The organism is Sanguibacter inulinus (assembly GCF_013415325.1).
Lineage (GTDB): Bacteria > Actinomycetota > Actinomycetes > Actinomycetales > Cellulomonadaceae > Sanguibacter > Sanguibacter inulinus.
Genome location: NZ_JACBYE010000026.1, coordinates 23502 through 36469, shown reverse-complemented (window position 1 = coordinate 36469; position 12968 = coordinate 23502). Strand labels below are relative to the sequence as shown.

The window sequence follows — 12968 nt, the reverse complement described above, 5'->3', positions numbered from 1 at the left end:
CTACGTAGGCCCAGACGCACGGTGGAAACGCTTCAAAGGGTCAGTCGAAGAGGTCGCTGATCGGGGTCGGACCGGAGTTGAACTGGATCGTGCGGCCGACCGAGGCCGGAGCCTCGATGACGGCTGCGGCGACAGCAGCGACGTCGTCACGCGGGACAGAGCCCGACTCCAGGTCGTCGCCGACCTCGATCGCGCCCGTCCCCGGGTCGTCGGTGAGGCTGCTCGGGCCGAGGATCGTCCAGCCGAGGGAGGACTGGCGCAGGTGCTCGTCTGCCGCCGCCTTGGACTCGGCGTAGGCGAAGAAGGAGTTGTCCTCGGGCACCCCGTGGTCGGTCTTCGCACCCATGTACGAGACCATCACGTAACGCGGGACGCCTGCAGCGACAGCGGCGTCGATCGACCGGATCGCCGCGTCGCGGTCGACGGCGTAGGTGCGCTCGGGCGAGCCCCCGCCGGCCCCCGCGGACCAGACGACCACGTCGTGCCCGGCGATCACGTCGCCGATCGACGAGGTGCTGAGCTTCTCGACGTCGGCGACGACGGGCGCAGCGCCCGTGGCGGCGACGTCGTCGCGGTGGTCCGGGTTGCGCACGAGCGACGTGACCTCGTGGCCTGCGGTGGTGAGCAGCGCGGCCAGCTTGAGCGCGATCTTGCCGTGGCCTCCGACGATGACGATGCGGGTCATGGTGCTCCAATCAACGATGTCGTGACGGTCGTGGTGACGACCTGCGACGCCTGTCGCGCGACGGCTCAGAGCCTGTCGGCGAGGAGCTCGGCGAGCGCCTTGCCCTGCACCCCGGCGAGGTCGTCGGCCTGGGTGCGGCAGGAGAATCCGTCGGCGAGGAAGACGTCGCCCTCCTCAGCCTCTCGCAGAGCGGGCAGGAGCGCATTCTCAGCCACGGCGACCGAGACGTCGTAGTGGCCCTTCTCCATGCCGAAGTTCCCGGCGAGGCCGCAGCAGCCAGCGAGGGTACGGATCTTCGCGCCGGCCCCGACGAGCAGGGCCTCGTCGGTCTTGTAGCCCATGACCGAGTACTGGTGGCAGTGCGGCTGCACGACGGCCGTGACGTCGGAGAGGTCGGGCACGGCCCAGCCGGAGTCCTCGGCCGGGCGCGTCTGCGGGTCGGTGAGCAGCTCGGCGAGGGTGTGCGTGGCTGTCGAGACGGCGTGGGCGCGCGGGTCGTCGGGGAAGAGGTCGAGCAGGTCCGAGCGCAGCACGGCTGTGCACGACGGCTCGAGGCCGACGATGGGCACGCCGTTGACGGCGAAGGGACCGAGGGTGTCGAGGAGCGTCGACAGCTTCTTCTTGGCGCCGTCGAGCTGTCCCGTGCTGATCCAGGTGAGACCGCAGCAGGCCTCGCCCTCGGGGACGACGACGTCGTAGCCAGCAGCGAGCAGCACCTTGACGGCGGCCTCGGGGACCGACGGGGCGAGGGAGTCGCTGAAGGAGTCGGTCCACAGGACGACCTTGGGCTTGCGGCGTTCGCTCGTGGTGCCCGCGGCACGCGAGCCGGCGGCTGCTGCCGCGCCCTGGCGCTTCCACCAGGTGCGGAAGGGCACGTCGGCGAAGGACGGGATCGAGCGTCGGGTGTCCATGCCGCCGATGGTGAGCGACAGCTTCGCGAGCGGCTTGACGCTCAGCGCAAGGTTGACCAGCCGCGGCATGCGGCTCGCGAGGTGCGCCCAGCGGGGCAGCCAGCCGAGCACGTAGTGGTTCATCGGACGCAGCCGGCCCTTGTAGGACTCGTGCAGCACCTGGGACTTGTACTGGGCCATGTCGACCCCGGCCGGGCAGTCGCTCGAGCAAGCCTTGCAGGACAGGCAGAGGTCGAGGGCCTCGTGCACCTCGGGCGAGCGCCAGCCACCGGTGACCAGGGTGCCGTTGGCCATCTCCTGGAGCACGCGGGCGCGGCCACGGGTCGAGTCCTTCTCGTCCTTGGTCGCGAGGTACGAGGGGCACATGAAGCCGCCCGCGGCTGTCGAGTCCGCGCGGCACTTGCCGACGCCGACGCAGCGGTGGACCGAGGTGGTGAAGTCGCCGCCGTCGTGCCCGAAACCGAAGCCGCCCGAGAGCGCGACGGGCTTGGCGGCCGGGCGGCGCAGGTGCGCGTCGACGGCGTCGGGACGCACGAGGACGCCCGGGTTGAGCAGGTCGTGGGGGTCGAAGAGCGCCTTGAACTGCTCGAAGACGCTGATGGCCTCGGCCGAGTACATCGAGGGCAGCAGCTCCGAGCGGGCGCGGCCGTCGCCGTGCTCGCCCGAGAGCGACCCCCCGTAGGTGCCGACGAGCGCAGCAGCCTCGGTCATGAAGGACCTCAGGACGTCGCCCGAGGCCTCGAGCGGGATGTCGATGCGCAGGTGCACGCAGCCGTCGCCGAAGTGGCCGTAGGGCAGACCGTCGACGCCGTACCGCGCCATGAGCGCGTCGAGGTCGCGCAGGTACGCGCCGAGGTGGACGGGCGGGACCGCCGAGTCTTCCCAGCCGGGCCAGGCCTGCGCGCCAGACGGCGTGCGGCCGGCGAGCCCGGCGCCGTCGGCGCGGATCTGCCACATGGCCGTCGCCTCGGGACCTGCGGGGAGGATGCGGGTCGCGGTCGTGCCGGAGTCACGGACGATCGCCTCGGCGTTGGCGAGAGCCTCCTGGGCTGTCGTGCCGCCGACCTCGACCATGAGCCAGCCGCCGCCCGGCGGCAGCTCGGGGACCGAGCCTGCGCCCTTGGCGCGACGGACGACGTCGACGAGGCGGGCGTCGAGGCCCTCGACGGCGAGCGGCGAGTGCGTGAGCAGCGCAGGGACGGCGTCGGCCGCGCTCGGCATGTCCGGGTAGCCGAGGACCACGAGGGTCGGGGCGCCGGCGATCGGCACGAGGTTCACCGTCGCCCCGAGGATCGACATGACGGTGCCCTCGGTCCCGACGAGGGCCTTGGCGAGGTTCGTGCCGTTCTCCGGCAGGAGGTGCTCGAGGGAGTAGCCGGACACCTGGCGGCCGAAGCGGCCGAGCTCGGTCCGCAGCAGGGCCATGTTGGTGGTGACGAGCTCGCCGAGCCCGGGCACCCTGTCGACGCCCCGACCGTCGGCCCCCGCTGTGAAGCGGCGGCCCAGGCCGTCGACGACGTCGAGCTCGACGACGTTGTCGGCCGTGCGCCCGTAGGCGACGGCGTGCGGACCGCAGGCGTTGTTGCCGATCATGCCGCCGAGGGTCGCGCGGTTCTGGGTCGACGGGTCGGGGCCGAAGCGCAGGCCGTGCGGCGCGGCGACCTTCTGCAAGGACGACATGACCACGCCGGGGTCGATGCGCGCGGTGCGGTTCTCGACGTCGAGGTGGTGGATCGTGTTGACGTGGCGGGAGAAGTCGATCACCACGCCCGGGCCCACAGAGTTGCCGGCGCACGAGGTGCCTGCCCCGCGGGTGGTCAGCGGGACACCGGCCTCACGGGTGACGGTGATGGCCGCGAGCGCGTCGTCGACGTCCTTGGGCACCACGACGACCTGCGGCACGACGCGGTAGTTGGAGGCGTCCGAGGAGTACTCGGCACGGCGGAGCGTCGAGTCGGAGACCTCGCCGTCGACGGCTCTGCGGAGCGACGCGACGAGGTCTGCGTGCGCGTCTGCAGACCGGACGGTGCGCGGGGTGCCGTCGGGACCGTTGATCTCAACCTCTACCGGGGTAGCCACACGCGCATTCTTCCACCGCCCGCACAGGACCTCGCGCGCCAACCACTCTCCGGACGCCTGCGCGGGCCGGGGTCGCGTCCTGGCGCGCGAGCATCTGAGTGGCGCGGAGGTGTCGGGCCCGCGTGTGGGAATCTTGTCCGCATGTCTGCCGAAGAGATCATCGGGTTCGTCACCGGTGCCGTGTGCGTGTACCTGGCCGTACGACAGAACGTCTGGACCTTCCCCGTCGGCATCGTCAACAACGGTGTCTACATCATCTTGTTCGCCTCGACGGGGCTCTACGCCGGGGCGGGGCTCCAGGTCGTGTACCTCGTGCTGGCCAGCCTCGGCTGGTACTGGTGGCTCCGCGGAGGGACCGGTGGCGGCACGCTCGCCGTGCGCCGGACCCCGCGATGGGTGTGGCCTGCAGCCGCGGTGACCGTGGTCGTCCTCGTCGGGCTGCTCGCCTGGGTGCTGAGCACCTGGACCGACGCGTCGAGCCCGTGGCTCGACTCGGTGACCACCTCGTTGAGCCTCGTCGCGCAGCTCATGCTCGGTCGTAAGTGGATCGGCAACTGGGTGGTGTGGATCGTCGCGGACGTGATCTTCGTCTGGCTCTACCTGTCGTCGGGTCTGTACCTGACCGCCGTGCTCTACGCAGGATTCATCGGGCTCTGCCTGCTGGGGCTGCGGGACTGGAAGGTCGCGCTGCTCAGGTCGGAGGCTGCGGACGACGCGCTCCTCGCCGAGCCTCGGCCCGGTGCTCCGGCTCCGGGGTCGTCACGGTGACCGGCGGGCGGAGCACGAGCAGCGTGGGAGGGACGCGCGGTGCTGACTGTGCTGACAGGGCTGACGGGGCGTCCGTCGAGGAGCAGGGGCTGCGGCAGCGGTTCCGGCACGGCCTGGTCATCGGCAAGTTCTACCCCGTCCACGCCGGGCACCTGAACCTCGTGCGCACGGCGCTGGCGCAGTGCGAGCACGTCACCGTGCAGGTGCTGTGGTCGTCGCAGGAGTCGATCCCGGCAGACCTGCGAGCACAGTGGTTGCGCGACGAGCTGCCAGGCGCGCACGTCGTCACCGGGCTCGACGACGCACCCGTCGACTACGAGTCCCACGACGCGTGGCAGGCGCACGTCCAGGTGATGAAGGACCTGCTCGACGCCGGCTGCGTGCCCGGGTGCTCGGTCAGCGCCCCCGTCGACGCCGTCTTCACCTCGGACGTCTACGGAGCCGAGATGGCACGCCGCTTCGACGCGGAGTGGGTCCAGGTAGACCCGGGCCGTGCCGCGGTGACCGTGAGCGGCTCGGCGGTCCGGGCCGACCCCGGGGCGCACTGGTGGGCGCTGCCGCCAGCCGTGCGGGCCTGGTTCGCGCGGCGGGTGGTGGTGGTCGGGGCGGAGTCGACGGGCACGACGACCCTCGCCGAGGCCCTGCAGGCGCACTACGGGCTGCCCGCGGTCCCGGAGTTCGGGCGGGAGTGGTCCGAGGTCCGTCCGGGCGGGCTCGAGACCCCGTGGCACACGGCCGAGTTCGACCTGATCGCCCGGGAGCAGAGCCGGATGGAGGACCATGCCGCGGCGACCACCCCGCTCCCCCTCGTGGTCTGCGACACCGACGCCTTCGCGACGACCCTGTGGCACGAGCGGTACATGGGGACGCCCTCTCCGTCCGTGCAGGAGCTCGCGGCCTCACGCGTGCCCGACCTCTACCTGCTGACCGGCGACGAGATCCCCTTCGTGCAGGACGGTCTGCGCGACGGCGAGCACATCCGGCACGGCATGCAGCAGCGCTTCCGTGAGGAGCTCGCCGCGCAGGAGGACGGCGGCGCCCCGTGGGTCGAGCTCCGCGGGACCCGGGCGGAGCGGCTCGCCGAGGCGGTCCGCCTGGTCGACGCCCTCGTCGCGGTGCCGCGGTGGGTGGCCCCGCCGATGGACCAGCAGGGCCAAGAGGTCGGCGCCCCGCTGCCCGACCCGACAGCCCCGGCGCCGGCTGGCTCGGACCGCGGGGTCTGAGCCAGCAAGACAGCCGCGCCGCGGAGCCTGCATCTGGGCTCGGGCTCGGGCTCGGGCTCGGGCTCGGGCTCGGGCTCGGGCTCGGGCTCGGGCTCGGGCTCGGGCTGAGGTTCTCGGCCCTGGCGCTCGTCCACAGGGAGCGTCGATGGGGCCTTCTCCCCAGCAGCCCTGCGACGGCCTGACGGGCCGGTGCCCCCGTGGCAGACTCGCCCGTGTGACAGAGCACACCAGCAGCCCCGCGTCAGCGACCTCGTCCGGATCGTCTCCAGCATCGCCCCTCGGGCACGTCTCGGACGCGCCGACCCGGCCGGCTCCCAGCGGGACGTCCAGCACGCAGGGCGACTACGACCTCGACGTCGCGGACCTCTTCGGCACGGCGACCCCCACAGAGGGCTCGCAGGACGCAGACCTCGCGGAGAAGCTGCGGCAGGCGTACTTCTGGGTGGTCAACCACGCGATCATCTCCCCGCACTACGACGTCGAGTTCTCCGCGGGGCCGGGGACCCCGGAGACGAGCTTCAGGCTCGGCGACTCGAAGGCGCTGCTCACGCTGCCCTCCGACCAGTCCTACTCGAGCTTCGTGCTGCTGCCGCTGCTCACCTTCGCCGTGCGAGGACGCTGCCTGCTCATCGGCGGACCGGGTCGCGGGAAGACCGCGAGCGCCGTGCTCATGGGCGTGCTCGCCGGGTACCCGATCCAGGACGTGCGCCGCGCGATGCAGCACGGTCACCCACAGCTCACGGTCTCCGACATGTTCGGCACACCGTTGCCCAAGGACCTCGTGCAGGCAGACTCGCTCGCCGACGTCGACGTCGCCTGGCGATCGTGGCTGGGCATGCGCGTGAAGATCGTCGACGAGTACAACCGCATCCCGACGCGCACGCAGTCGGCGCTGCTGACGGTCCTCGCGGACGGGTACGTCGAGGTCTTCGACCAGTTCTACGAGACGGGCGAGTCCGCCTGGTACCTCACCGCCAACGACGACGCCGGCGGCGGCACGTACCAGGTGGTCGAGGCGCTGCGGGACCGCATCGACGTGGTGGTGCACGCGCTGCCCTTCAACAACAGGTTCCTCGGCGACCTCGTGGCGCGGGCCGAGCAGGGTATCCACCCCGAGCGGGCCGTGCCCGAGTCGATCGTCTTCGACGACGCGCAGCACGAGCGCCTGCACCGCGAGGTCACGGCCGTGCAGATCGAGCGGCCCGTCCGGCGACGGCTCGAGTTCTTCGCGAGCCAGCTCGAGCTGCTCGAGGGGTCGGCGTGGCAGTTCGAGTACCGCACGAAGGACACCGCGCGCCTCGCCGGGATCGACCCGCACCTCGTGGCGAGCTCGGACACCGGGCGCGACAAGCTCTCGGACATCGGCGCCCAGACCCTCAACGGGCTCTCCGTCCGGGCGCTGCAGTCCCTCGTGGCGTACGCGAAGGCGATGGCCTACTTCCGTGGTCGCTCGAGCGTCGGCCTCGACGACCTGCGCGCCGTCCTGCCCTTCGTGCTGCACGACAAGCTCGTGCCGGACCAGCAGTCGACGGTCTTCGACGACGCCGACCGCGAGCCGCTGCGCTCGGACCGCGTGTCGTGGATCCGGACGATGTTCGACGACGCGTGCGCCCAGTACGACGCGTACGGGCTGGACCAGGACGACCCCGTCGGCGAGGTCCTCGAGCAGGTACAGGCGGGGCTCGACTCCCTGGGTGAAGACGTCGTGCTCGACAGGATGCGCCGGATCGAGCAGATCCTCGCCGGGTGGGAGGGCGCCGGCAAGCTGCACGGCCACGTCTACGAGGACGCCCTCGTGCTCAAGTACGCGCACCAGCGGTACACCAACTACCTCACGTGGCTGCGCTGGTACCGGTGATGGACCAGTCCACGGCTGCCGCTCCCACGTGGCAGGGCGAGCTGGTCGCGCAGCGCGACGTCCTCAACTCCCGCGTCGCCGCCGCTCGGTCCGCCGGCGCGTCGGCCGACGCGCTGCGCACCGCCCTGCTCGAGATGGGTCCGGGGGCCGACCACCTCGCGCGGACCATGGGCGACCCGTCAGCCTTCGCAGCGGTCGTGCCCGTCCTCGTCGACGCTGCGAGCGCCCTCGTCGTGCGTCGCGCGTGGCACGAGTCCTCGGCCGACCGCTGGGCGCTCCTGGGGGTCGTCCCCTTCCTGCCCCGTGCCATGGGCCGCTCACCGAAGGTGACCGTCGACGTCGTCGTCCAGGGAGCCGGACGCATCGCCCGAGGGGCCGACCTCGGTGAGTGGGGCCGTCGGTTCTGCGCGGCCGACGCGCACCTCGACGACGACGACGCCCAGCGTGCGGCGGCTGCGGTCGCCGCCTGGAGGTCAGGGTTCGTGAGGCTACGCGGTGCGGCGCTCGCTGCTGCAGGATCGCTCCCCGATGCTGCTCTCGTCCAGCTCCTCGACCTGGCCGGTGCCGTCGACGAGAGCTCCTCTGCAGACGGTGCTGGAGATGGAGTCGGTGAGAGCTTGGGCGCGGGCGGCGCAGGCAGTGCAGGCGGTGCTAGCGGCGCCGACGGCGAGACCTCCGGCGCAGCCGGGACCCGTGGTGCAGGTGCCGCGGTGCCCGGCTCACGGGGCTCGGGACGCGGCACGGGCAGTCCGGGGGACGTCCTGGCGCGCAGCGCTGCAGACCCCTTCTGGTGGCCCGGTGCCCCGGCGGCTGGTCGGACCGGACAGGTCGGCGGCTTCCGTGGGAGCGGCGGGCCGTGGGTCGGTGTCCCGGTCGTCCTGGGGACCGTCGAGGCAGCCACACCGACATGGCGGGTCGCGGCTGACGACCAGGTCTGGGTGGTCGTCGCCGACGTCCACGGGACCGCTGTCCTGCGCGAGAGCGCGGGACGCTCGACCTCGGCTGCCGAGCTCGACAGCCTGCTGGCGGCCGTGCAGCCAGACCCCGCGCTCGTCGACGCCGTCGCACCCCACCTAGGTGCTCAGGACACCGTCACCGGGGCGGGCGCCACCACTGCAGGGATGGTCCTGGTGAGCCGCGCGACGTCGTACAGGCTCGACCTCGTGCGGACCGGCGCAGGCGAGGACCGTGCTCGCGCCGCCTCTCACGACGTCCCCCAGGACCAGCCGTGAGGGGCGGTCGTCGTCGCGGGACCGGGACCTCTGCCGACCAGGCTCCTGCGGTCCCGGCGGCACTCCCGCTCCCCGTCACCCGCGCGCCCCGCCCAGACGATGCACGGTATGCAGCGCTCAGGGCCGCCTGGACGGCCGCCTGGCCCGAGGCGCTCGGCGCGTGGGGCCGCTTCACCCGCCTGCGGCCACCGCGGCTCCACGGCGCTGGCGAGGTGAGCGGGGCGACGAGCTTCGCGTGGTTCAGCCTCGGAGACGTCGAGGTGTCGATCGATCTCGAGCAGGTGCTCGCAGAGGGGATCGAAGACCACGCCGTGGCTGTCCTCGCGCACGAGATCGGCCACCACGTCTACTCCCCGGCCGACATGCTCACGGCTGGCCGGATGACGGCGCAGGTCCGCCTGGGGCTGGTCGACCTGGACCACCGGGCCGGCCTGGTGACCAACCTGTGGTCGGACATGCTCATCAACGACAGGCTGCAGACCCGCGCCGGGATCGACATGGTCGGGCTGTGGCGCAGGCTCGGTCCGCCGCAGGGAGAGGTCATGACTCTCCTGCTGCGCACGGACGAGATCTTGTGGTCGCTCCCCGCGGCAACGCTCAGCGGACCCGGGCCGCACGCTGACGCCGAGGCACAGGTGCTCGCCAGGCTCGTCCGGACCTACGCCGACGACCCCGCAGCCGGCGCCGGCGGCTTCGCCATGGTCCTGCGTCCGTTCCTGGCACGGGACACCGGGAGCGGCGGCGGGCAGACCGTCGTCGACCTGCCCTGCGCCCAGCACGAGCACCCGGGGACGCCAGTCCCCGGGCTGGCGACAGCCTCGGACGCCCTCCGCCCACCCGTCCACCCAGCACTCGACCCACGCGTCGTCGGCACCCTCGCAGCACGCGAGGACTCGACCTCGCCGACCCCTGGACCGCAGACTGGGCTGCAGCGCGACCCCGTCGCGTCCCAGAGCGCCGGGAACACGCTCACCCCGGCCGACTACGCGGCCGTGCTGCAGTCGCTCGGGGTCGCGACCTCGCCCGAGTCCGCGGCGATCGCCTGGTACCGGGAGCACGCAGCCCGCCACCTCGTCCCCTTCCCGACGACAGCCACACCCGCGGCTCCCGAGACGCTGCTCGGCGGCCTCGACCCGTGGGAGACGGGCGACGACCTCGCCGACGTCGACTGGACCGCGACGATGCTCGCCTCACCCGTCGTCGTGCCCGGGATGACGACGGTCCAGCGCCACCTCGACTCGACCACCTCGACCGAGACCGACGACCAGCCCGTCGACCTCGACCTGTACCTGGACTCCTCAGGCTCGATGCCCGACCCCCGCCACCAGCCTGCCCCGATCGCGCTGGCCGGCGCGGTCCTCGCTCTCTCTGCCCTGCGCAGCGGCGCGCGCGTGCAGGCGACCACCTGGAGCGGTCCCGGGCAGATCGCCGGGACCGACGGCTTCACCCGGGACGCGACAGCCGTGATGTCAGCCGTCGTCGCGTACTTCGGCGGGAGCACGTCCTTCCCCATCCAGCTGCTCGAGCAGACGCACCTCGACGAGGCCGACCGCACCCCGAGCACCGGGAGCACCGCGAGCGCAGGGAACACCGCGAGCGCGGGCAGCCCTGCCCGGAGCCGGCGTCGGCGTCGGCACATCGCGGTGATCTCGGACAGCGGGGTCGTGAGCATGTTCGCCGACGGGGCCTGGAGCCTCCCCGAGGACTTCGAGCCGCTCACCACGAGCGCGGCCCGAGCGGTCCGGGCCGCCGGCGGCGGAGGATCGCTCGTGCTCAACGTCGCAGGACCACCCGACCGCTACGTCGACATGGCTCCCGGCTACGCCGTCTACACGGTGTCGGCCTGGGAGGATGTCGTCCCCTTCGCGAGAGACCTCGCCCGGACCCTCTGGGGGCAGAACGCATGACCGTACGAGACGGGCTCGTCGACCCCGCGCAGCCGCTGCGCCCCGGCCCGACGCTCGCGACCGTGATGCAGCGGATCGCCCAGAGCCCCGCCGACAGGCTGCCAGCCGTCGGTGCCCTCGGCGACGGCAGCCCACGACCCGGCCGCGCGCACGTCGACGCCGCCGCGGTCGTCTCCGACACCCTCGCCGACCTCGCCCCGGGGGGTGTGCGGACCCAGCAGCAGATCGCCTGGTTGCGGACCTTCTTCTCGGCCCCGGGCGGCTTCGGCGACCAGCGCGCACGCGCCGCGCTGATCACCTCCTGGGTGCTGGCCGACCCCGCTCTGCGGCGCACCCCGGTCCTCGCAGACGTGCTCACGGGACCAGAGGCCACGACCGACTGGGCCCTCACGGCGATCTCGCGCCTGTCGACGGTCCTCGCCCCGGTCCTCGAGCCCTCCACGTGGCCGAGCACGACGGCCACCCGCGAAGAGGCCGCGCGCGCCGTGCTGCGTGCCTGCGGCCTGCACCCCGGCGACGAGACCGCCGTCGACGCCGAGGCCCGGTGGCAGACCGTCAGCACAGCGATCCAGAGCCTCGTCCTCGCCCAGCTCGCCGAAGAGGCCCGCCGCACCGAAGAGCTCAACAGGGCGCTCGCCGAGAAGCGCGCCCGCGAGGCCGCGGCGCAGGTGAGCCATGTCTGAGGACCAGGACATCACCGGCGCGCACGCCAACGGACCGTCAGCGGCCCCTCCCCAGCGCACCTCCCCAGCCGGGCCCGACCTGAAGGCCCTCCCCCGCGGTGTCCCCGACCCCGCGCTCGCCGAGTACGAGGCCTTCTCGGCCGTCGCGCTCACCGACACGGAACGGTGGCCGTCGCTCTCGGCCGAGGGCTTCGCGGGGATGCAGGCCCTGCGGGACCACCCGCACGCCCCCGCGTGGGTGCACGTCTGCGGCGACAGGGTGATGCCCGACGACCTCCCGGTGCTGCGAGAGCGCGCCGCCGACGCAGCACAGAGGTCCTGGGAGCCCAGGGGTGAGGTGTGGGCGCGCCCCGGGTGGGTCGACGAGCTGGTGCAGCGGGTCTCGACGACAGTCCCGCACTACAGGTCGCTCGCCCGCCGTGAGGGCCGAGCACCCCGCAGCCTGGACGACGTAGCACCCGTCTCCCGCGACGACCTGGGGCGCGGGGTCGCGGACTTCGTCCCCGTCGACGTCCCCCTCGACAGGGTGCTCGAGGGGTCGAGCTCGGGCAGCACCGGGGCCGCGCTCGTCGTGCCGCTGCACCCGCTCTCGACCGCCGCCGAGGTCGTCTACCTCACCGACCTCGCCGCCCGGGCGGGAGTGACCTGGGAGGCCGAGCCTGGACGCACGTGCCTGCTCAACGTCGTCGACCAGCGCACGGCCTTCACCTACGCCTCTGCCCTGACGGCCAAGGGTGGCGCGCCGATGGCCCGCGTCAACGTGCACCCTGACGGCTGGCGCGCACCCGGTGACCGCGAGGCCTTCCTCGCCGACGCCGACGCCCAGGTGCTCAGCGGCAACCCCTTGTCGCTCCTCGCCCTCGCCGACCTCGACATCGAGCTGCACCCTCTCGTCGTCTTCTCCGGCGCCGCCCACCTGGCACCGGGGGCACGGCGACGGCTCGAGCAGCGGTGGGGAGTGCCCGTCGTCGACGTCTACGGCACCCGCGAGGCCGGGCTCGTCGCCGCAGACCTCACCGGGGACCGGACGACGGACGGCCAGACGCGCCACACTGTCCTGCCGCGCCGCGTCCACGTGGAGATCCTCGACGAGCACGGGACGCCGGTCCCCGATGGCGAGCGGGGCGACGTGGTCGTCACGGTCGACGACAACCCGTACCTCCCGCTGCTGCGGTACCGCACCGGGGACACCGCTGCCCTCGTCCGCGAGCGCGATGCCGAGGGGACCTGGGCGACGGTCCTCGTCGGGCTCGAGGGTCGGGCGGCCGTCCGCTTCCAGACGGCCGACGGCCGCTGGGTCCCGTCGGTCGACACCACCCAGCTGCTGCAGGCCTACGGGCTCGCCGCCTGGCACCTGCACCAGGCAGCGGACGGCACGATCCACCTCGCCGCGCTGCCGACCCGGGCCACGCCTCCCACCGTGGCGACGGTGCCCGCACAGCCCGGGCTCAGCACGCTCGACACAGCCCTGACCGCGCTGCTGGGACGTCCTGTCCTCACCACGACGGTCTCGGACCCGCGTGACCTCGGGCCCGGGGCCAAGCGCCGCTTCAGCAGCGACCTCGACGTATAGCCGCAGGTCAGCGGAGCGAGGAGAAGACCTCTGCGGCCCGGGGTCCGAG

Annotated in this window: 9 protein-coding genes; 7 read left to right on the top strand and 2 right to left on the bottom strand. The window is 72.8% G+C overall.

The window, feature by feature from the left end:
• Nucleotides 1-40: 40 nt before the first annotated feature.
• Together HZZ10_RS11460 and HZZ10_RS11455 are read right to left on the bottom strand one after the other, a co-directional pair.
• Nucleotides 41-685: an SDR family oxidoreductase gene (locus tag HZZ10_RS11460; RefSeq protein ID WP_179913598.1), complete on the bottom strand. Its 645-nt coding sequence runs from the start codon at nt 683-685 to the stop codon at nt 41-43.
• A 65-nt stretch (nt 686-750) separates the two neighbouring features.
• A complete protein-coding gene (locus HZZ10_RS11455; protein ID WP_308507559.1) occupies nt 751-3675 on the bottom strand; it encodes an FAD-binding and (Fe-S)-binding domain-containing protein in 2925 nt (974 codons plus the stop codon).
• Nucleotides 3676-3816: 141 nt separating this feature from the next.
• Here HZZ10_RS11455 and pnuC point away from each other — a divergent pair, with 141 nt between their 5' ends.
• The 7 genes from pnuC to HZZ10_RS11420 all read left to right on the top strand — a co-directional run bounded on the left by pnuC (nt 3817) and on the right by HZZ10_RS11420 (nt 12919).
• A complete protein-coding gene (gene pnuC, locus HZZ10_RS11450) occupies nt 3817-4443 on the top strand; it encodes a nicotinamide riboside transporter PnuC (RefSeq protein ID WP_179913597.1) in 627 nt (208 codons plus the stop codon).
• A 23-nt stretch (nt 4444-4466) separates the two neighbouring features.
• On the top strand, nt 4467-5666 hold the full coding sequence (locus HZZ10_RS11445) for an AAA family ATPase (RefSeq protein ID WP_308507558.1): 1200 nt from the start codon (nt 4467-4469) through the stop codon (nt 5664-5666).
• 214 nt (nt 5667-5880) lie between these two features.
• Nucleotides 5881-7524 (top strand): AAA family ATPase, encoded by a 1644-nt coding sequence (locus HZZ10_RS11440; RefSeq protein WP_179913596.1) that lies wholly within the window; start codon nt 5881-5883, stop codon nt 7522-7524.
• On the top strand, nt 7521-8756 hold the full coding sequence (locus HZZ10_RS11435; protein ID WP_179913595.1) for a hypothetical protein: 1236 nt from the start codon (nt 7521-7523) through the stop codon (nt 8754-8756). Before HZZ10_RS11440 ends, HZZ10_RS11435 begins: the two co-directional genes overlap by 4 nt.
• The gene (locus HZZ10_RS11430) at nt 8753-10663 is read left to right on the top strand and encodes a hypothetical protein (RefSeq protein WP_179913594.1); all 1911 of its coding nucleotides are present in this window, start codon (nt 8753-8755) and stop codon (nt 10661-10663) included. The genes HZZ10_RS11435 and HZZ10_RS11430 overlap by 4 nt, the downstream gene beginning before the upstream one ends.
• Complete coding sequence (locus tag HZZ10_RS11425; RefSeq protein ID WP_179913593.1) at nt 10660-11346, top strand: hypothetical protein; 687 nt, start codon at nt 10660-10662, stop codon at nt 11344-11346. The genes HZZ10_RS11430 and HZZ10_RS11425 overlap by 4 nt, the downstream gene beginning before the upstream one ends.
• The gene (locus HZZ10_RS11420; RefSeq protein WP_179913592.1) at nt 11339-12919 is read left to right on the top strand and encodes an AMP-binding protein; all 1581 of its coding nucleotides are present in this window, start codon (nt 11339-11341) and stop codon (nt 12917-12919) included. The genes HZZ10_RS11425 and HZZ10_RS11420 overlap by 8 nt, the downstream gene beginning before the upstream one ends.
• The last annotated feature ends 49 nt before the right edge of the window (nt 12920-12968 follow it).